General features: G+C 43.9%; 17 protein-coding genes and 1 pseudogene. 6 read left to right on the top strand and 12 right to left on the bottom strand.

Annotated features, from left to right (window positions below):
* Positions 1-3,045, top strand: coding sequence for an efflux RND transporter permease subunit (locus KYS23_RS16130; protein ID WP_159531416.1), 3,045 nt, complete (start codon positions 1-3; stop codon positions 3,043-3,045).
* Between the two features lie 107 nt (positions 3,046-3,152).
* Here KYS23_RS16130 and KYS23_RS16125 read toward each other — a convergent pair whose 3' ends face one another.
* The 3 genes from KYS23_RS16125 to KYS23_RS16115 form a co-directional block, all read right to left on the bottom strand.
* Entirely contained in the window at positions 3,153-3,575 is a 423-nt protein-coding gene (locus KYS23_RS16125) for a CBS domain-containing protein (RefSeq protein WP_159531418.1), read from the bottom strand.
* Between the two features lie 85 nt (positions 3,576-3,660).
* Positions 3,661-4,671, bottom strand: a complete 1,011-nt coding sequence (locus tag KYS23_RS16120; protein ID WP_159531420.1) for a zinc-dependent alcohol dehydrogenase family protein — start codon at positions 4,669-4,671, stop codon at positions 3,661-3,663.
* A 328-nt stretch (positions 4,672-4,999) separates the two neighbouring features.
* Entirely contained in the window at positions 5,000-5,995 is a 996-nt protein-coding gene (locus KYS23_RS16115) for a zinc-dependent alcohol dehydrogenase family protein (RefSeq protein WP_218397930.1), read from the bottom strand.
* A gap of 110 nt (positions 5,996-6,105) precedes the next feature.
* On the opposite strand from KYS23_RS16115, the gene KYS23_RS16110 reads away from it, so the two are divergent.
* A complete protein-coding gene (locus KYS23_RS16110; RefSeq protein WP_159534581.1) occupies positions 6,106-7,020 on the top strand; it encodes a LysR family transcriptional regulator in 915 nt (304 codons plus the stop codon).
* Between the two features lie 108 nt (positions 7,021-7,128).
* On the opposite strand, the gene KYS23_RS16105 is transcribed toward KYS23_RS16110, so the two are convergent.
* The 4 genes and pseudogenes from KYS23_RS16105 to KYS23_RS16090 form a co-directional block, all read right to left on the bottom strand.
* Positions 7,129-7,692 carry a cytochrome b gene (locus tag KYS23_RS16105; protein ID WP_218419392.1) on the bottom strand — a complete coding sequence of 188 codons (564 nt, stop codon included), beginning with the start codon at positions 7,690-7,692 and terminating at the stop codon, positions 7,129-7,131.
* Between the two features lie 279 nt (positions 7,693-7,971).
* Positions 7,972-8,310, bottom strand: a pseudogene (locus KYS23_RS16100) (catalase); the annotation flags it as partial.
* Positions 8,311-8,446: 136 nt separating this feature from the next.
* Entirely contained in the window at positions 8,447-9,253 is an 807-nt protein-coding gene (locus KYS23_RS16095; protein ID WP_159531426.1) for an SDR family NAD(P)-dependent oxidoreductase, read from the bottom strand.
* Positions 9,250-10,260 (bottom strand): LLM class oxidoreductase, encoded by a 1,011-nt coding sequence (locus KYS23_RS16090; RefSeq protein ID WP_218419391.1) that lies wholly within the window; start codon positions 10,258-10,260, stop codon positions 9,250-9,252. Before KYS23_RS16090 ends, KYS23_RS16095 begins: the two co-directional genes overlap by 4 nt.
* Positions 10,261-10,552: 292 nt before the next feature.
* Here KYS23_RS16090 and asd point away from each other — a divergent pair, with 292 nt between their 5' ends.
* A complete protein-coding gene (asd, locus tag KYS23_RS16085; protein WP_159531430.1) occupies positions 10,553-11,677 on the top strand; it encodes an aspartate-semialdehyde dehydrogenase in 1,125 nt (374 codons plus the stop codon).
* A gap of 203 nt (positions 11,678-11,880) precedes the next feature.
* Here asd and KYS23_RS16080 read toward each other — a convergent pair whose 3' ends face one another.
* Entirely contained in the window at positions 11,881-12,237 is a 357-nt protein-coding gene (locus KYS23_RS16080) for a VOC family protein (protein WP_218397933.1), read from the bottom strand.
* A 124-nt stretch (positions 12,238-12,361) separates the two neighbouring features.
* Here KYS23_RS16080 and KYS23_RS16075 point away from each other — a divergent pair, with 124 nt between their 5' ends.
* Both KYS23_RS16075 and KYS23_RS16070 read left to right on the top strand, forming a co-directional pair.
* A complete protein-coding gene (locus KYS23_RS16075) occupies positions 12,362-14,134 on the top strand; it encodes a hypothetical protein (protein ID WP_218419387.1) in 1,773 nt (590 codons plus the stop codon).
* A 49-nt stretch (positions 14,135-14,183) separates the two neighbouring features.
* Positions 14,184-15,029 (top strand): DUF6279 family lipoprotein, encoded by an 846-nt coding sequence (locus KYS23_RS16070; protein WP_218419385.1) that lies wholly within the window; start codon positions 14,184-14,186, stop codon positions 15,027-15,029.
* A 10-nt stretch (positions 15,030-15,039) separates the two neighbouring features.
* Here the strand turns inward: KYS23_RS16070 and KYS23_RS16065 are convergent, their stop codons facing one another.
* The 3 genes from KYS23_RS16065 to KYS23_RS20750 are packed head-to-tail and all read right to left on the bottom strand — an operon-like array spanning position 15,040 to position 17,301.
* A complete protein-coding gene (locus tag KYS23_RS16065) occupies positions 15,040-16,095 on the bottom strand; it encodes a 2-dehydropantoate 2-reductase (RefSeq protein ID WP_218419384.1) in 1,056 nt (351 codons plus the stop codon).
* Positions 16,096-16,113: 18 nt separating this feature from the next.
* Complete coding sequence (locus tag KYS23_RS20755) at positions 16,114-16,764, bottom strand: phytanoyl-CoA dioxygenase family protein (protein WP_246604447.1); 651 nt, start codon at positions 16,762-16,764, stop codon at positions 16,114-16,116.
* The gene (locus KYS23_RS20750) at positions 16,765-17,301 is read right to left on the bottom strand and encodes a hypothetical protein (RefSeq protein ID WP_246604446.1); all 537 of its coding nucleotides are present in this window, start codon (positions 17,299-17,301) and stop codon (positions 16,765-16,767) included.
* 147 nt (positions 17,302-17,448) lie between these two features.
* Between KYS23_RS20750 and KYS23_RS16055 the strand changes: the two genes are divergently transcribed.
* Positions 17,449-18,120 (top strand): TetR/AcrR family transcriptional regulator, encoded by a 672-nt coding sequence (locus KYS23_RS16055; protein ID WP_159531442.1) that lies wholly within the window; start codon positions 17,449-17,451, stop codon positions 18,118-18,120.
* Between the two features lie 98 nt (positions 18,121-18,218).
* On the opposite strand, the gene glpT is transcribed toward KYS23_RS16055, so the two are convergent.
* Positions 18,219-19,577: a glycerol-3-phosphate transporter gene (gene glpT / locus KYS23_RS16050; protein WP_218419383.1), complete on the bottom strand. Its 1,359-nt coding sequence runs from the start codon at positions 19,575-19,577 to the stop codon at positions 18,219-18,221.
* Positions 19,578-19,758 lie beyond the last annotated feature (181 nt).

Genomic DNA, 19,758 nt, shown 5'->3' with positions numbered 1-19,758 from the left:
ATGGATATCGCTCGTTATTCAATTGATAAACCCGTAAATGTATGGCTAATGGTAGTGATACTACTGTTAGGCGGTATTATCGCAATGACCAATATTGGTCGTTTGGAAGACCCCGAATTCACGATTAAACAGGTGAAGGTTTACACCAGCTACTCTGGCGCCGGCGCAGAGAAAGTGGAACGGGAAATTACCGAACCTCTTGAAATTGCTATCCAGCAAATGCCGCAGCTTAAAAAGCTGACATCAATTTCTTCGCCAGCCTTGTCTGAAATTACCGTTGAAGTTAAAAGCAACTATGACAGTAACGAGCTTCCTCAAATTTGGGATGAACTTAGGAAGCGCTTACGAGATGCCGCTACATCCTTACCGACCGGTGCAAAAGACCCTGTGGTTTTCGATGATTTTGGTGATGTTTACGGGCTATATTACGCCCTAAGTGCCCCCGATTTTACCACCAGTGAGTTACGGGAATTTGCGCGCTTAATTCGAAGAGACCTGTTAACGACAGAAGGCGTTGCGAAGGTCACTGTAAGTGGTGTGCAAACCGAACAGATAGTTGCCTACGTGAATCCTTATCAGCTTGCCGGATTAGGTATATCCTTTCCTGATCTAACCTCGCTGTTTGAAGACAACTTGCGCCCTTTTAACGGCGGCAGAGTATTGGTAGACGAAAAGAATGTGCGGTTAATCGTAGAACGGGCACCAGATAAAATTAAAGAAATATCTAACCTTTCGTTAGTTATTCCTGGTACCAATCGCTCTATTCGCGTTTCCGATGTAGCCACCCTCAAGTTAGAGCCTGCTGATATTCAGTCTCAGCTTATTCGTTATAACGGTGAAGAAGCATTAACTGTGTCGGTTTCAGCGCTGTCTAACGTGAACATTGTTGATGTAGGCACTCGGGTAAATGCTAAAGTGGATCATCTACTTAATACCCTTCCTGTGGGTATTACCCTTACCCCGATTTACGACCAAGCTGCGGTAGTTGACGAATCGGTCGATGGCTTTATTGCAAACCTAGTGATGTCGGTAGTCGTTGTGACCCTGACGCTGTGCCTATTCATGGGTTGGCGCTCTGGCGTAGTAGTGGGCGCGGTGCTATTAGTTACCGTGCTTGGCACTATTCTTATCATGTGGCTAATGGATATTCAGCTTCAGCGTATCTCTCTTGGCGCTATGGTTATCGCCATGGGAATGTTGGTAGATAACGCCATTGTCGTTGCCGAAGGCATGATGCTTCGAATGGCTACCGGCGCGTCGGCCAAAGATGCAGCAAGCTTTATTGTGAAACGAACGCAGTGGCCTTTATTAGGCGCAACAGTAATAGGTATCGCGGCCTTCTCTGGAATTGGTTTATCTGATGATGCCACCGGTGAATTCTTGTATTCCTTATTTGCCGTTGTATTAGTTTCTTTAATGATGAGCTGGGTGCTAGCCGTTACTTTAGTGCCAGTGCTTGGCGAGTTAGTTTTTCGCAAAGGCGTGAAGCAAACCGATGGCGATGAACCTACCCTGCTGCAGCGCTGGTTCACCAAAACACTCACCGGGGCATTGAAATTACGATGGGTGACCATTGCTATGCTAATGGTCATTACCGTAGTAGCTTATGGCAGTTTCGGTATGGTAAAACAAGGCTTTTTCCCACCCTCAAACGCCCCGCTTTTCTTTGTACATTATTGGGGCCCTCAAGACCGTGATATTCGGGCTACCGAAAAAATCATTAAAGAAGCTGAGCAACGTATTTTAGCGCAAGAAAATGTAACGGCAGTCACCACCATTATTGGTCAAGGTGCAGACCGCTTTACGCTAACTTACGCACCCAAAAGTGCCAATGAAAACTACGGCTTTTTCATGGTACGGGTTAATGAGTTAGAGAATATTCCTGCCGTTCAAGAAAAGCTTTCCGGCTTACTCAACAATATCGACCTTGATGCTAACTTCTACCAAGAACGTATGCAGTTTGGCCCAGGTTCTGGCGCTAAACTTGAAGCACGATTCTCAGGCCCTGATGCAGAAGTTTTACGAACCCTCGCCGAAGAAGCGAAAGGCATGATGTTAGCTGACAGCAATATCAAAGATGTTCGACATAACTGGCGTGAAAAAGGTGTCGCCATCAATACCCAGTACGATAATTACAATGCGGGAATTGCAGGCGTGTCTCATTCAGATTTCAGTCAAACCGTGCAATATGCTAGTAGTGGCTTGCGCTTAGGCAGTGTGCAAGACGGAGACTATGCCTACAGTATTGTGGCAAAAATGGGGCATCCCGATGACACTGCCATTCAATCAGTTCGAGAGAGCCAAGTATGGTCGTCTCAGCAACGTCAGTACGTACCTTTTACGCAAGTATCAAGCGGTTTAGATATTGTGACCGAAGAGCTTCGCATTCATAGAAAAGATAGATTGCGTACCATCACGGTAGAAGCTGAGCCTGGCGACAATGAAACTGCCGCGAAAGCATTTGCGCGTATTCGCCCTCAAATTGAAGCGATGGACATTCCTGCCGGTTATGCTCTTGAATGGGGCGGCGAATTTGAAAGCTCTAGCGATGCTCAAGCTGCACTTGGTGCAGGCTTACCTGTGGGTTTCTTAGTGATGTTCATTATCTCTGTACTGTTATTTGGCCACGCTCGTCAGCCGCTAATCATTTGGTTAGTGGTACCTATGGCTATTGTCGGGGTAGTAACAGGCCTTCTGTCTACCAATATGCCATTTGGCTTTATGTCACTTCTTGGGTTTTTAAGTTTATTCGGCATGTTAATTAAAAATGCCATTGTACTTATCGAAGAAATAGACCTACAAATTGAAGAAGGGCTAGAAATCAAAAAAGCGATAGTGGAAGCGACATTAAGCCGTTTACGTCCTGTAACGCTGGCCGCATTAACCACCATTTTAGGTATGGCACCCCTGTTATTCGATGCCTTCTTTGCCGACATGGCAGTTACGATTATGGGCGGATTAACCTTTGCCACCATTCTCACGCTTATCGCCGTACCTGTACTGTATAGCATCTTATTTAGAGTGAGTTATCGAAAAACCAGTTAGTTTACATATGGCAAGCTAACCAACAAAGAAGGTGCGTATAAACGCACCTTCTTTATTCATGTAAACGTCGCTAATTTGTCTTTTCGGCTCCCCCCTTAATTAGCAGATTAACCTTTCTTAGCATTCACCCTCGCTTCCATAAAGCGCATCACATCTCGCCAAGATACTATCCCAATTGGGCATCGTTTCTCATCAATGATGGGGATGCAGGAAATCTTATTTTCATTGAACAAGGAAATTGCGCTAACAATAGAATCGCTAGCAGAAAGGGTTAATACGTTTCGCGTCATAATCTGATGCGCTTTTTTTTCCAGTGTCGCTCGGTCACGAAAACGCTCATTAACCGTATTGGCAAAAGGGCTGGTGGCCTTTAATACGTCGCGGTCTGAAATGATGCCTTGCAGTTGATTCTGATGCACTACCACCAAATGATGAAACCCCGTTTCGGCGAACAAAGTTTGTATCAATTCTAGGCTATCATCCATGTGTACACTGACCACACGCGTTGACATGATATGGGACAAGCTCATGGTATTCCTTTTATGTTAACCTTAGCGATTCTTATATTCCTTTATAAGGGCGCTGCGTTCAATATTGCTGCCCTCAAATTTTGGATCAAAGGCTAACGCAAATTTTGCCAAAGTGTTTACCCGATTCCTCGAAAGCAAACGCATCCGATAGCCTTTCAAGGGCAAATGTAGTATCAACCACAGGTTTAAAATCCAAACACTCCAAGGCACTAACAAAGTCACATTGCTCTTTATTGCTACCCACAATAACCCCAGTTAACCTAATTTGTTTTCGCATAAGAGTAGCCGTTGGAATATCACCTTTAATACCGGTTAATACCCCAATAAGTACAATACTTCCCCCTACTCTACATGCATGAATAGATTGCCCTAATGTGGCAGGGCCGCCCACTTCTACTACGTGATCGACTCCTTTCCCGCCGGTCCACTTGGCAACGGTTTTCCCCCACTTTTCGTCTGTTTTATAATTAACCGTAAAATCTGCACCTAGGGCTTTAGCTTTCTCTAACTTTTCATCAGAGCTTGAGGTTATAGCCACTTTCGCTCCCATTGCTTTGGCTATTTGAAGCGCATATATAGAAACACCACCAGTACCTAACAATAGAACCGTGTCGCCCGCCTTCAAGTTACCTTCCACAACTAAAGCCCGCCATGCGGTCAGCCCTGCCGTAGTGATAGTAGCGGCTTCTTCATGAGACCACCCTGTAGGTGCTTTAGTAAACCACTGCTGCGGTTTTACCACGACTTCTCTGGCGTAGCCGTCAATACCGTCGCCGGGTGTGCGACTAAAATCACCTACTGTAGGTGCGCCACTTAACCAGTCGGGAAAAAAGGTAGAAACCACATGATCTCCTGGGAAAAATTGTGTAACGCCTTCCCCAACTTCTACCACTACGCCAGCGCCGTCAGACATAGGGATGCGGTCGCCCTCAGTGGGAATAGCGCCCGTCGCTACGCTATAATCATGATAATTTAGAGAGCTAGCGTGGATCCTTACTTTAATTTCATCATTGCCGACGACGGTTGGCTCTGCTTCGTCTGCGCAGTAAAGTGATGCTAAGCCTTCACTGTTGTCTTTCAAACGCATTACTTTCATAAGATTTCCTTCCTGATTAGCAAGTGACAATAGTTGCGAGTATAAAATACCAATAGCGCTAAAAAACTCGCAACGCAACATATGAACATAAGTAAATATGATCTATTGATGAGTATAAAGATAAGGATAGTGACGATTAATTAAAGACGAGAGGAAAAATAAAAGCCCCTTGGCGAGCAAACTGCAAACGCCAAGGGGAAAAGTGCGCAAAGGGAAAGCGCTTAGGGAAAGTAAATAGTACAAATTTAAAAGTTAGCACAAGTCGTTATTTCAAAAACATATTCAAGAGCTTGTTCAAAAACTTATACAAGAACCTGTGCACGAAAATTTAAGAGGCGACATCGATAACAATTTTGCCCATGGCTTTGCCGCTTGCTAAGCGCGCATGAGCATCACCTGCTTGCTCAAGGGTAAACACTTCGCTATCCAAGACGGGGGTTAATGCGCCTACATCAACAATGTCGGTAATAGCGCGTAATATAGCGCCATGACTTTCACGCTTGTAGTTGTGGATCATAGGGATCAGCATGAATACAACATGCAAACTCAAACCTTTGAAGTGCACTGGGGTTAAATCTGTTTCAATAAACGACACGGTCGTCGCTACTTGACCACATAACTTTGCAGCTTCAAACGAGTTAGGGAGGTTACCGCCACCCACAGAGTCATAAATCACATCGAAACCAGCGCCACCAGTATGCTTAGCAACATAATCAGCCACTTTTTCTGAGCGAAAATCAATATAAGTAGCACCGAGTTTCTCAATAAGGGCGGCTTGCTCGTCGGAACCACCTGTAGCAAAAACTGATCCACCAAAGTAACGGGCCATTTGGATAGCAAGGTGACCCACACCGCCAGCGCCGCCATGGACCAACACAGTTTGATCTTTTGCAGTTTGTGCGCGGGTTAGTCCCTCATAAGCGGTGATCCCCACCAAAGGTAAAGCTGCTGCTTCACGCATCGACAACGATTTGGGCTTAGGCGCAATAAGACGAACGTCGGCTAACATTAATTCAGCCAGCGAGCCTTGCAAGTCGGCTAGGCCACCCGCACACCCATAAACTTCATCACCAACGCTAAAATTATCTACGCCTTCACCAACGGCTTCAATCGTACCGGCAAAGTCCATCCCTAATACACCTCCAGGCAGTTCAGGAGCAAATGGTAGGTCTTGACCCATTTCTCGTATCATGGTGTCTACTGTGTTCACGCTGGTTGCGGCAATACGCACAATCACGTGACCAACTTTAAGCTGCGGCGCGTCTACTTCAGCCGCAGTAAATACTTCAGGACCACCAAATTCGTTAATAACCATTGCTTTCATGAGAGTTCACCTCGTTGCGTTAAGTTCGAGGGTTATAATAGACACTAGCCATACATATGATAATTGGGTTATAACCACATACAGTTTTTAGATTTTATTGATAATCAATGATGAACATCGACCACCTTAAGCTTTTTGTACGTATCGCCAATACCAATAACATCAGTGTTGCTGGGCGTGAACTGAATGTTTCACCGGCTGTGGCCAGCGCTCACATTAATAAATTGGAAGAAAATTTGGGCGTGCGACTTATTCACCGAACCACGCGAAAAGTGTCGTTAACCGATGAAGGAAAACTATTTTTACCTCATGCGGAAGAAGTGTTATCGAGTATTGAGGTCGCTCAAGCTGCCGTTGGCGTTGGCTCACAAACGCCACAGGGCACATTGCGAGTAACCGCTCCAGCCTCTTTTGGTCGCCTACACTTAGTACCTGCTATGGAAGAATTCTTAGCATCTTACCCTCAGTTAAATATCGACTTTCGATTCAGCGACAGTATTTTGGATTTGATAGAAGGCGGGTTTGATGTAGCAATTCGTGACGCGGTGCTAAAAGACTCTAATCTACACGCTAGGAAACTGGCTGATGACAAGCGAATTATTGTAGCGTCACCAGACTATATTAAGAAATATGGTGCGCCGAAAACCCCACAAGACATACCTCAACATGCTGCGGTAAATCTTATGGGTTTAGAAACATGGGAATTCAACACACCGCAGGGCGTAGTATCGATAAAACCTAAAACGCGAATTCGTATGGATAATGGTGAAGCGGTGCGCGACGCAGCCATTGGTGGCAATGGCTTAACCCTCACCGCCACGTGGTGTAGCTACCCGTATCTTAAAAGTGGTCAATTGATTCAAGTCTTAAAAGATTATCCATTAACTGCTGAATGTGCACTGTGGGCAGTATATCCAAGCAACCGTTTATTGGCGCCCAAAGTGCGCGCCTTTATCGACTTTTTAAAGGAGCGATACAGTGGTGAACCCTACTGGGATAAGGCATTGCGAGAAGCGGGTCTTTAATAGAAAAGTCATAAAAAAACCACAGTAAGTAAACTGTGGTTTTTAAATAACTAAATAATTTCTATTAGGTTTTATTGCCTATTCGAAGGCATTAATCTTGGGCTTTAATCATGAAATGCTCTTGCCCAGCATACGTCGTAACGTGCCATCTTTGTCCATAACATGATGCTTTAACGCGCCTGCAATGTGAAGCAGTACAGCACCAATGAGTACATAGCCTAAATAATGATGCATAGTGCCGCCAACTTTCGAAAGCTCATAGTTTATTGGCAATGTTTTTTCAGGATCTTCTACACTGAAATTTTGAGCGAACACCTCTAATCCAAACACAGATAAACCGTGCCCCCCCAGAACCGAGGTCATAAGCCCAGATATCGGCATTAGCAGCGTGCTAAGAATAAGTACCCAATGAATCACTTTAGCTACGCCATGCACTAACGCAGAGTAATCCCCTGCCGCTGTAGGCCAACCATTCTTCATTCGCCACGCCACCCTGGCTAATGCAAGGAATAGCACAATAAAGCCAAAAGATTTATGCCATGAAAATACCCAATAGGCATTTTCCTCTACCATATAGACGCCAGAAGCCAGCATGCCAATAATGATTAAGCCAACAAGCCAATGTAGAAATAAAGTGGTAGGTGAAAACTTTTGATGTGAATCGTACTGCATATTTTCCTCTGGCATCGCGATGGTTAATAATGTGCTTCACTATAGAAGACGTCTGAAATTACGCTCTTATAAATTTCATAGAGCCCTGCTACTTTTTTACCGCAAATGCTATTTACATAATGCGCAACTCGCAAAGTAAAGCTCACGAGCCTTTTTGCTATTCTAAATTAAAAACCCAACTTAGCACGGGAAATTTTGCTTGGGTATAGGGGGAAACGCCTATAAAGCGCCCCCCTCAGGTTGATAACTAGGGCCCGTCTCGATTAGAGTAAAAGCGTTAAATGCGTCGCGCATATGTTTTTGTTCTTTCCCAGTCTGACTGATATAAAACTGTCGCGCTTGGCTGTAATGGTCTGCAAAGGTTTCTGAACGGTAGCGTGTTTTACTGCCTTCCATAGGCTCTGCATGTGATTGGAAACCCGTTTCTGGACACGCACGAGGGTTATTTTCATCGGCATCCCACGAATTTGGTTCGTAGTTGGCGCGCCCTTTAGGCTTTTGTATTGCCATATGGCCGCCTTGTTGAAAATGGCGCATTGGGCATTTGGGTGCATTAATAGGAAGCTGCGTAAAGTTCGTGCTACCTAGGCGTTTTAATTACGTATCCAAGTAGGAATATTTTACAGACTCGCAAGGCAAGCGTTAATAAGGATGAGAATAAGGGCGTGATTGAAAAAGAGAAATAGTGCCGAATAGGCAAAACACACCAGGTGACCTGATGTGTTCTACATAAACATGATAATTTTGAAAAATATTAACTTAAGTGGCTGGCGACAATAGCTTCAATCACATTAACCAATTGCTCTCTATTTGCTGGGTTTTCACCAAATGGATGCGCAGGCGCAAACTGATTGTTATCATTATCGAAATATTCACCTTTTACGTTAGCAAACCTATCACTAACGGCAGCTTCCACAAATATCGTCGCACCTATTGCTAAATCACCACCGGCTACACCATAAGCTTCTTTCACCATTTTACTTCCAAGCAAAGATTTAGGGTTAACAGACACAAACAATGGCCCTGTTGCCTCGTATTTTTCGGCAAAAAAGCGCGTCCACATGGTAATAGCAAGCTTGCTTTGTGCGTATGCCATGCCGTCACTCATAGAAGGGCCTTGGCTTAGCAGGTCAAAGTTTACGGGGGCTTGTGCCGCAGATGACACGTTAACTACTCGGCCATCACTTGGCAAAAGTGGCAACAAACGTTTAGTAATGATGAACGGCGCAATCGTATTCACCATGAAGCGTACGTCTAAGCCAGCGCTTGTTTCAATTGAGGGAGAGTGAAACACACCAGCATTATTAATGATAACGTCAATCGCTGAAAAAGCGTCTGCCACATGAGTTGCAAAATTATCTACTGCTTTAAAGTCGCTTAAATCTGCCACGAACCCTGTCACCTTTATTGCAGGGTAATCGGCACCTAACATTTGCTCTACACGCTTTAATTTATCAGCACTTCTTCCGTGAATGATCAAATTATGCCCTTCGTGAGCTAACAATTTGACGGTTTCAAGACCAATGCCGTCGGTCGCGCCTGTCACTAATATTGTTTTCATCCGTTCATTCCCTCTTTTTGCAAAATAGCTTGATGACTAAATTCGTCAGAATGGAAATGCGGTAACACCATTTCCGACAGTTTTTGTAAAGTTTCTTCAACCGGAGTGCGATTAAACCTAAGGTTGAGTGCAACGTGGTTAACGCCACTGTCACGCAATACTAAAAGGTAATCTAATAAACGGTTTACTCCGCAGCGCACACCCAAATGAATTGGTGATACCGGAGAATTATCGTTTGCGTCTATATAGAGCGGTTGCATCACCGGCTTACTTCGTTTGGTAAAGGTATTCACACGTGAGCGATAACTATCAACCACGTGAGCTTGAATTTTAGGGCTTCTGGGGTACGTAATTAACCCGTCTAGGTGCTCTGCCCCCCAGTTCGGTGATTGTTGAGAGCCCCCAGTGATCATCATTGGAAAGCGTTCACCATGGGGCTTGGGCAGTAAGTCCAAGGTTCCATTCACATGCCCAAAGCTATTGTTAATTTGGCCATACCCTTGCATCATACGTTTTATATATTCCACGCTTTCACGAAAGCGTTCGCCTCGGTCATCAAACCCTAGGTTAATAGCCGGGTATTCTTCAGGTCTGTCTCCAGAGGCCACCCCTAACACTAGACGTCCGCCGCTGAGTACGTCGATACTCGCAGCAGCCTTAGCAACTTGTGCGGCATGGCGCTGAGGAAGTACCAAAGATGCTACGCCAAGCGTAATGGCTTTCGTCAGTCCTGCAAGCATGCCTAGATAAACAAAAGGGTCGTATACTTGCCCTGCATCGCCAAATGTTGGCACATTGAATAAAACGTCTCTTATCCACACAGCTTTAAAGCCTAAGCCTTCTGCAAGCTTCACTCTTTCTATATGGTCTTGCATAGTGGGGACAGGCCCATATGGATAAGACTCGATTGGCACAACTAAGCCTATCGACATACGACCATTGTTAAAGACATTGCGAAAGCCGTTGTTAATTTTCGCAAAATTAGGCGCGTTTGACTCGGTACTCATTTATGCTGCTAGGGTCTGAAAAACTGTTGAACCAAGATTACCTTCCTCGAACATGAATGATAATTAAGCATTTTAAGAATTAGTTTCAATAAAAAATTGATAATGTACTAACCAAATGTGATTCACTTATATCTATAACGTAATATTTCTAAAAACCCGCTAGCCAGCGTTTTAAATTGTTTATAGACTGCAGGCATAATAATGATAATGCGACAGGTATAGGGTTGGCAGGGCGATATCACCGCTAGTTCAACATGAATACACAGTTTAGTTTTATAGGGTTCTCAAGTTAATGTCTCAACAAAAAGTAGGTTTAGTGGGCTGGCGCGGTATGGTTGGCTCAGTGTTAATGCAGCGCATGCAAGAAGAGCAAGATTTCGCGCACATTGAACCCACATTTTTTACCACTTCTCAAAAAGGCCTTCCAGCGCCAGACTTTGCCGGTGCTAACGCAGGTGTACTAGAAGACGCCTTTGATATTCAAGCGTTAGCTAAGCAAGATATTATTATTACCTGCCAAGGCGGTGACTACACCAAAGAAGTGTACTCTTCATTGCGCGATACTGGCTGGAATGGATACTGGATAGACGCAGCGTCAGCGCTTCGCATGAAAGACGATGCGGTCATTATTTTAGACCCTGTAAACCGTAAAGAAATTGACGCTGGCGTAGAAAGCGGCATTCGCACTTTCGTAGGCGGAAACTGCACGGTATCGTTAATGTTGTTAGCACTAGGTGGCTTATTCGAAAAAGACTTGGTTGAGTGGGCTTCACCCATGACATACCAAGCTGCTTCTGGTTCGGGTGCTAAGCATATGCGCGAACTTATTAGCCAAATGGGTGCCATTCACACTAATGTACAAGCAAATTTAGACAATCCAGCGTCGGCGATTTTAGACATCGACAAGCAAGTAGCTGAGTTTATCAGAAGCGAAGATTATCCTTCTGAGCAATTTGGCGTGCCGCTAGCAGGAAGCTTAATTCCTTACATTGATTCACAGCTGCCTTCTGGGCAAAGCCGTGAAGAATGGAAAGCACAAGCTGAAGCCAATAAGATTATGGGTTTAACTGATCAGCCTATTCCTATTGACGGCATTTGTGTGCGTGTAGGCGCTATGCGTTGTCACAGTCAAGCTATTACCATCAAGCTTAAACAAGACCTGCCAGTTGAAGACATTGAGCAAATTCTTGCACAGCACAATGAATGGGTGAAAGTGGTACCAAACGATCGTGATGCCACCATGCAAGAATTAACGCCTGCAAAAGTGACAGGCACATTGTCTATTCCTGTAGGTCGAATTCGTAAACTGACCATGGGGCCAGAATATATTTCAGCCTTCACCGTAGGCGATCAACTGCTATGGGGTGCTGCCGAGCCGCTTAGAAGAATGCTGCGTATTGTTCTTGGTAAGGCTTAGATAAGCCGAATTTAAACATAAACTCGGCTATAACATTTGGAGCTCGGCTTTTTAAGCCGGGCTTTTTTGTATTAAACTACTACCGCCCCCCTTTTTGCTAAGGCTCGATTGGTAATACCTCTCTAGCAAGGCAGTCGTGCTGACGTTCTATTGTTAATGTACTCTTGTTAAAGTACTTTCTCTAACTTCCTATTATTTATGCCCTATTCCTTTTCAGACCAAACCGCGAATTCATTACCCCCAGGCTCAATAAAGTGAAACCGGCAGCCCCCTGGAAATTCAAAAATAGACTTGTTCACATCGCCACCAGCGCCTTCTACCTTGCTTAACGTTTGCTTAATATCAGCACTGTAAAAAACTAATAACGCACCGCCATTTTCTGTAATGCCAGCATGCTTAGCTTTAAAAAAGCCCCCGTCTAATCCTTGGTTAGCAAATGCCGTGTATTCAGGCCCGTAATCGGTAAATGCCCAACCAAATACGGTTTCGAAAAAGCGTTTAGTACTGTTGATATCCAATGTACCGAACTCAACGTAGTTTAGCTTTTCATGTGTTGCCATGGTTTTTCCTCATCTATTCAGGTAGATATGGTGAATACTGTAGTGTTAGCGGCTAATATTCCGTATTATTAACACGTCAATGAATGTCATCTTCAATAATATAAAAGCCACATGGAAGTATTTAATGCAAGCTCCGGATTATTCAAACTACAGCCTTGCCGAACTTGAAGATGTGTTAGCCAACATCGACAAAGAGCAATATCCCGATAGAGTGTCTGCCGTGCTAAAGGAAATAGCCTTAAGACAACCCTTAACAAGTAAAACCGAAACGTCTCAGCATCAAGATAGTTCTCATCCTCAAAATACTGCCAATCACGACCCATTATTGGCGGAAGATAGATACGATGACGAAGCATTGCATGCAAACTGGCTAATTCGTTTTTGGAAAGGCCAAGTATCGTTACCTATCAGTTATTGGGTGGTTGGCATTTTAATAACACTTGGTGCACTTGCGCTAAGCTCATTTGTTGAACTTAAAATAGAAAGTGCATCATCGCGAGCTGAGCTTGGTATATACATGATGCTTTTGTACGTGGTGTTAACGCCCGTGGTTATCTGGCAATCGGTTGGCGTAATTCGCTCTGCCATCCGTCACCCTCATCGCGGTGGCTCTGCTGGTTGGGCAACAATGGCGATAATAATGACAGTAGTAGGAATGATAAATTTCACTGTAGATTTCTATCGGTCAGGGGTACCCATCATTACTGAAAGTATCTCTTTAATTGGCGCTGAATCCACCTATCCCCCTACCAAGTTTAGAGTTTTAAATAATGGCACCGAGCTAGAACTTTATGGCGGTATAGAAATTGGCTCCGAACTACTACTGCTAGATGTACTGAAACAGAATGAAAACATAACAACAATACACTTACACAGTATTGGCGGAAGACTTATCGGCGCGACTCGTCTAGCTGCTGTAGTCAAAGAATATGGACTTAATACATTTGTGAAAACCTCGTGCTCTTCGGCATGCAGTATTGTGTATTTAGCGGGAAAAGAAAGGCTATTGGGTGAAGACGGCGTGTTGCAGTTTCACGCTCCCGCATTAGGCGGCAAGTCTATGCATGACAACACAGAGTTAAGTTCCGCGTTTGACCAAGCGTATAAAGATGCCGATGTTCCAAATTGGTTTGCGAAAAAAATACGAAATACGCCGAATACTGAACTTTGGGCTCCTTCTCACAAAGAACTTTTACGAGCAGGTATTGTCAGTAAAGTAGTGGACAGTAGCGCCTACGGGTTCAGTGGCTATGAAGACGAAAGCGAAATAAACACGCAAGCAGTAGAATCTGGTTTATTGACTCATGCCTACTTGGTTGCCATGAAAGACAAAGATCCAGATACCTACTATCGAATTGTCGCTATAAATGAAGAGGGTTTACGGGAAGGCGCTTCTATTAATGCTATTGCAACCCGAGCTCGAGCGGTGTTTGAAGCGAGAATTACGCATTATATCGCCCATGGTAGTGATGCCGACATCGTTGATTATTGGCATGTAATGATAAAACAAATGCAAGAACTTCAAGGGCAATATCCCCTTGCCTGCGCCGCATTTGTGTATCCCGAAGAGGTGCCACTAGAACACCATGCTGGGAATGAAGCTCAGCTATCGAGCGAAGTAAAGGCACTTGAGCTTGAGGTTTTAGCAAAGCTTATTGCTCATCAGCAGGTAAGCCCCTCTTTGTATTCTGATGAGGAAAGTGATGACATCATCACGAATTTAGTTAAAGACATGAAGGATAGCAGTAAGGCACATTTTGAGGTGGTAGCAGCACCTAAAGATTTTCTCGAGTCACCAGATATTATGTGTGGCGCTGCCATAGAAATTCAGCAGCGATTTATCGATTTTGAAATCCAAAAGGCGGCTAAATTACTAAGAACTATTAGTGCTCAGTAATTAATTTATATATCAGTAGCTAATAGCTACATCTACAACGGAATAAAAGATGAACAAGTTATGGCTTATTCTTGGCTTCTTAGTACTGACAGGGTGCTCGTCTAAACTTGCATACAATAACCTCGATTGGCTTATTTATTGGTACATGGACGATTATGTAGAGCTTAACGATTCACAAGAAGCTATTTTCGATATTAAGCTTGAAGGGTGGATTGATTGGCACAGAGAAGAACAATTGGCTTTATATTTGGCCCAACTAGAGCAGATTACCGAAGAGATAAAACAAGATAAGTTAAACAAAGCAGTTATAGCTAATCATCTAAATCAGGCTAATGAGCATGTAATGACGTTACGCTCAAAAATAGCGCCTGAGTTAGCAGAACTCGCTTCCCGCTTAAGTGACGACCAAGTTATTTATTTGTTTGCTGCCATCCAAAAAGAAAATGACGAAGAGCAAGAAGAGCTTGATGAGTACGACTCAATGTCTGAAAGTGAAAGGCTTGAAAAGTTAATTGAGAATTTTGAGGAAGGTTTTGAAGAAAATTTGGGGGATTTAACTGACGAGCAAAAAACCATGGTGGCGAACGCTGCCCCTCACTTTGCCCGTACCCGTGGAAACTGGCTTGAATACCGATTAGCCATGCAGAATGAAGCGCGCCGATTGTTTGCAAGCAGACAAAACACAGAAGCGTTTCAACAAAAGCTAACCCACCTACTTACTCACCCTGATGACTACCGCACCGAAGAGTACCTAGCACGCAGACAAGCTAATCGAGAAGCATATTTATCGCTAGCCGATGCACTGGTAAAGACAATGACCGCAAAACAGAAGTCACACCTGCTGAAAAAGCTCAACAATATTATTGACGATATTAACGACCTTCAAGACGATTAAAAGCGATAGGCTAATTAGCTACTATCGCTTGTTGTAAAGTGGCGGCGCTCAACCTCGGCGACCCGTCTCTTGCATTTTCAGCCGCTTTAATGAGTTTTACTATTGCGGTATTGGCGGGGGTACTCACTTGATGAGCTTCACCTAAAGCAACAATTTCGCCATTTAGGTAATCGACCTCTGTTTTTCTATTCAGCGCTAAATCCTCATACATAGATGAGCGTGCCTGAGGGTCAATTTTTAACGTAGCTGCAGCCACCTTTTTAAATAGAAAATTAGGTAAAGACATAATGTAAGGCATAAGCTTAGGGACGACCTTACCTGTTTTAGCTGGTTCAATACCAGCCGCTTTCATTGCGACTAAAGCTTCTTTTAGCACAACCGCCATTACTTTTCGGTATTCGTTGTCGTGCAATTGCTCAAGCAATGGCCTGCCAGAAAGTGCATTAACGGCGTTATTTAAATTCATGAGCAGCTTACCCCACTGCACACTAGATAAATCCTTGTACACATGAACAGGTAAGTCGGCCATGTCAAACAGGGCGACGAGATCTCCCGATTTCCCAGTTTTGTCTTCAACACACAAATTCCCTTCTGTGCCACAATGAAAATGCCCGTCGCCCTGCCCCAGCACGTTAAAGGGAACCATGCCTTTCATGACCGTATGATTCGGTAAGCATTCTGATAGCACTTGACCGTTTCTTACCCCGTTTTGAAAGCTGATGACAACAGGATTATCCTTCAACGAGTCACTATTTTCATATTCCGCAATAAGCGACGCGGCCTCTTGGGTATCACCGCTTTTTACGCACACTAAAACATAATCAGCGCTCGCCATGACCTCGGCATTTTCAGTAAAATGAATGTCTGCTGGTTTAAGTTTTGTATTTCTGCCGCGCCAATCGGTTAACGTTAAGCCGCTATTCGCAATTTGATCTTTAAGTCTTGCACGGCCAATTAAGGTGACATTCGCGCCAATAGACAGCAAACAACCTCCTAAATAACATCCAATGCTCCCAGCGCCCAATATGACGATATTCGCTTTGTTTGCTGTCGCTGTTTTGCTCATGATTAACCTACTGCTGTGCTAAATACTAAGATCTAAAAGGTTGTAGTCTTTTAGTGCTTCCTTTGTATCATTGTTGTATTCAAACTGGGTATCGGAATTTGCAAATAATGCATAAACATAAGGTGTCTCTTCTGGATACTTTTTCATACGAGCATCAATGGCATAACCTAATACCGCCGTTCGCTTTGCAATATGTTCGTCGTCGAATTCTTGCGAAGCACAATGAATACCCGCTCCACTGACATTCAACACCGAACTCCGGCGATGGAATCCAAAGTTCACTGTAACTCTAGGCTCAAAGCCTGTATTGGCAAAAGAGCCATGTACAATTTGACGGTTACAGATAACTACATCGCCGGCATTGCAAATAATAGGGACCGCTTCAGTTAACCGTTCGCTACCCGCCTGCGCCACCATTTCTTTAATATCAAGCTTGCCCTGTTTATGCGTACCAGGTACTACCCACACCCCGTTTACTGCGGTACTTCCGTAAACCTGTGCCATAAAATTAAAACCATGAATGCCTTCATCGAAGTCTGGGCTATTCCAGTGAGTATCACCGTCTTGATGCCAAGATACCGCAGCGCCTAACCCGGGCTCTTTGATAAACAAGCATTCATGAAAAGGCGCAAAGTCTTTACCATTAATAGATTCGGCTACTTTTAACAATTACGGGTGTGCATAAGCACGTAAGCAAGCGTCAGAATATTCAAGTGAACCGAGTAGCACAAATACCGCTTCCTCTGGGGCATCTTTGGCGGCGCAGGGCTCAAATAATTTCACCTGATGACGCCCATTTGCGATAGGGGTTCCGCCTAAAGGATCGCCAAGTGGTTTTGACCAAATTAATCTAGGCCCTAAAGCATCACTGGCAAGTGCTTTTTCTCCTTGGGCATTTAATTTTTCGCCATTTTTTAATGGAAATTGAGTTTTTAGCCGTTCGATATCTTGCTCTAAATCGGCGAGTTCTTTATCAGAGATTAACCCCTCAAATATATAAAAGCCATATTTTGAGTAAGCATCTTTAATGTGGGTGGCAAGAGAACCATCTGCTTCAAACTTGAGCGGGCCGCGGTTATCCATCGCAAGCGCTTTACGCTGACCTTCCAACAAGTAGCTTTTCATCGCGTTAGCATCTTTACCGTAATGCGCCGCGCAGGCTTCAATTGATTCACTAATATCTACAGGGTGTTTTATGGTTGTCATTTTTGATCTCACAGTTTTTATTAGCAATAAAACTTTACGATCAATAAAATCTGTGGTCAACAAAAATAAAAATGATAAACTGTGTCTTAATGCTGAGCTATCAGTAACAACGTATATAAAGCAAGTCACCTAGGCAGAAAAATAACGATGACACAAAAAGGGTTAGCACGAGGCAGCAGCACTAGAGCAGCCAACGTCAATAAACGCAAACATATTATTCTAGAGCGCGCTGGAGATATTATTGCCACCCAAGGCGTAGATGCGCTTACCATGAGTAAGTTAGCCCTTGCTGCCGACGTGACCGTGCCCACCATTCATAATTTGTTTGGTAAAAAAGCGGATATTTTTGAAAGGCTCGTTATTGAAATGATTGAGCGAGTAGAAAAGGCGCTTGCAGACCTTGTATTATCTGATCCTATCACGGCAAGCGAAGCTTTTATCGATAAACTTATCTCGCTTTTTAGGGCCAATGAGGGGTTGTATAAAGCCGCCTTTGTAGCTGGGGAAAACACGAAAATATTTGATCAAAAACTACCCGGAGGTATTTTTCAGACATCCTTAGATATCTGCTCACAGGTGTGCCAAAAAGGCCGTGAAGATGGCTATTTGTTAGGTAATATCAACACCGAAATTCTGGCTAGACAGGTGTTTGGCTGCCAACGCTTGGCCCGACAAGATTGGGTAAATAGCTATATTGATTTAGACAGATACAGAGCACAAGTGCTTTGCGGTATGTACATCACCTTTATGGCCGATGCCAGGCAAGATTACAAAGAAATGCTTCAGCGACGCGTAGAGCATTTAAGTCAAACTTATTAGCTTGAGCCTAGCAGTCACTCAACAAAATGTAAGAAAGGACCGGGCTGTCCATTACCCAGTCTATCTTGATAGTTCTAGCGTTAAAGAAACGTCATCATTTAACTAGCTGCAGACGTCTCTTTACTTTTTAAATGCGCAATTTCATGTTTTACCGTAAACCCGATTAGCACAATGGCACAAATACACCCACCTGTGAGAAGTATGAACCCGCCATTCCAACCGAAGTAATCGACGGTAAAACCCAAGGCAATATTAGCGATAACAGCACCACCAAGATACCCAAACAGTCCTGTTAACCCGGCTGCCGTGCCAGCGGCTTTCTTCGGCACTAATTCTAGCGCGTATAAACCTATCAACATAACAGGTCCATAGATTAAAAAGCCGATAGCCATTAGCGCAGCCATATCTATGGATGGGTTTCCAGCAGGGTTAAACCAATATACAAGAACGGCGACTAATACGAGCACCATGTACAAAATAGCAGCTGGTGAACGACGGCCTTTAAACCATTTGTCGCTAATGTAACCGCATAACAGCGTACCTGGAATGCCCGCCCACTCATACAACAAGTACGCCCAAGAACTATGCTCGAATGAGAAGTCTTTTACTTCTGACAAGTACGTCGGCGCCCAATCTAAAACGCCATATCGAATGAGATACACAAACGCATTGGCAATAGCGATAAACCACAGGAGTTTGTTGTTCAACACGTAGGTAACAAATATTTCTTTAGCACTGAGTTCTTGCTCATGCTTTTCTTCATAATCGAGGGGATAGTCATTACGATGTTCCTCAATAGGCGGCAAACCACAACTTTGCGGTGTATCTCGTAAGGTTAAAAATACAAAACCGGCGATTAATGCGGCGAAGGCTGCGGGTACATAAAAAGCGCTATGCCAATCATTAAACCACGCCATTCCCAAGATAAATAAAGGGCCAATGAGTCCGCCGCCAACGTTATGAGCAATATTCCAAACCGAAACAACTTGTCCTCGTTCATTCCCCGAGTACCAATGTACGATAGTACGGCCACAGGCGGGCCACCCCATACCTTGCACCCAGCCGTTAATAAAAAGCAGCAGAAAAATAATTGCTATGCTCTGGGTTGCCCATGGAACAAAACCAAAAATAAACATGACCAAGGAAGACAGTAATAACCCTGTCATTAAAAAATATCTGGGGTTGCTTCTATCAGAAACATTGCCCATTAAAAATTTACTTAACCCGTAGGCTATAGAGACTGCAGACAGCGCAAAACCTAACTCACCTTTTGTGAAGCCTTGCTCTTCAATTAAATAAGGCATGGCCAGTGAAAAATTCTTTCTTACAAGGTAGTAGCCCGCATAGCCGACAAAGATACTGAGGAATACCTGCCATCTAAGCTTTTTATAAACTGGGTCTATTTCTTGTTCGTTTAACCGAGTTTTATGTACTGCAGGCTTGAAAAAACCAATCATATAAAGTTTCCAACTATCTGGCGATACACTATTTTTATGGTTGCATTCTGCTTTTAGAAAGTTAAGAAAACAAGCATATATCTTAGTTATCACACGAAGGTCTGCAATATTGCAGGCTCAGTAGTCATGCTACATAGCGACTTGTGGGCTATCATGGCATTTTTAGGAATATTGCACACGC

Origin of the sequence: Alteromonas lipotrueae, from assembly GCF_019249255.1 — a bacterium.
In the GTDB taxonomy this organism is placed as follows: domain Bacteria; phylum Pseudomonadota; class Gammaproteobacteria; order Enterobacterales; family Alteromonadaceae; genus Alteromonas; species Alteromonas lipotrueae.
The sequence above is the reverse complement of the archived record's forward strand: the minus strand, read 5'-3'. Positions and strand labels throughout refer to the sequence as shown.

Excerpts from the sequence above, each read along its gene's own strand:
- KYS23_RS16130 (WP_159531416.1), top strand. The coding sequence starts at position 1 with ATGGATATCGCTCGTTATTCAATTGATAAACCCGTAAATGTATGGCTA.
- KYS23_RS16125 (WP_159531418.1), bottom strand. The coding sequence starts at position 3,575 with ATGAGCTTGTCCCATATCATGTCAACGCGTGTGGTCAGTGTACACATG.
- KYS23_RS16120 (WP_159531420.1), bottom strand. The coding sequence starts at position 4,671 with ATGAAAGTAATGCGTTTGAAAGACAACAGTGAAGGCTTAGCATCACTT.
- KYS23_RS16115 (WP_218397930.1), bottom strand. The coding sequence starts at position 5,995 with ATGAAAGCAATGGTTATTAACGAATTTGGTGGTCCTGAAGTATTTACT.
- KYS23_RS16110 (WP_159534581.1), top strand. The coding sequence starts at position 6,106 with ATGAACATCGACCACCTTAAGCTTTTTGTACGTATCGCCAATACCAAT.
- KYS23_RS16105 (WP_218419392.1), bottom strand. The coding sequence starts at position 7,692 with ATGCAGTACGATTCACATCAAAAGTTTTCACCTACCACTTTATTTCTA.
- KYS23_RS16095 (WP_159531426.1), bottom strand. The coding sequence starts at position 9,253 with ATGAAAACAATATTAGTGACAGGCGCGACCGACGGCATTGGTCTTGAA.
- KYS23_RS16090 (WP_218419391.1), bottom strand. The coding sequence starts at position 10,260 with ATGAGTACCGAGTCAAACGCGCCTAATTTTGCGAAAATTAACAACGGC.
- asd (WP_159531430.1), top strand. The coding sequence starts at position 10,553 with ATGTCTCAACAAAAAGTAGGTTTAGTGGGCTGGCGCGGTATGGTTGGC.
- KYS23_RS16080 (WP_218397933.1), bottom strand. The coding sequence starts at position 12,237 with ATGGCAACACATGAAAAGCTAAACTACGTTGAGTTCGGTACATTGGAT.
- KYS23_RS16075 (WP_218419387.1), top strand. The coding sequence starts at position 12,362 with ATGCAAGCTCCGGATTATTCAAACTACAGCCTTGCCGAACTTGAAGAT.
- KYS23_RS16070 (WP_218419385.1), top strand. The coding sequence starts at position 14,184 with ATGAACAAGTTATGGCTTATTCTTGGCTTCTTAGTACTGACAGGGTGC.
- KYS23_RS16065 (WP_218419384.1), bottom strand. The coding sequence starts at position 16,095 with ATGAGCAAAACAGCGACAGCAAACAAAGCGAATATCGTCATATTGGGC.
- KYS23_RS20750 (WP_246604446.1), bottom strand. The coding sequence starts at position 17,301 with ATGACAACCATAAAACACCCTGTAGATATTAGTGAATCAATTGAAGCC.
- KYS23_RS16055 (WP_159531442.1), top strand. The coding sequence starts at position 17,449 with ATGACACAAAAAGGGTTAGCACGAGGCAGCAGCACTAGAGCAGCCAAC.
- glpT (WP_218419383.1), bottom strand. The coding sequence starts at position 19,577 with ATGATTGGTTTTTTCAAGCCTGCAGTACATAAAACTCGGTTAAACGAA.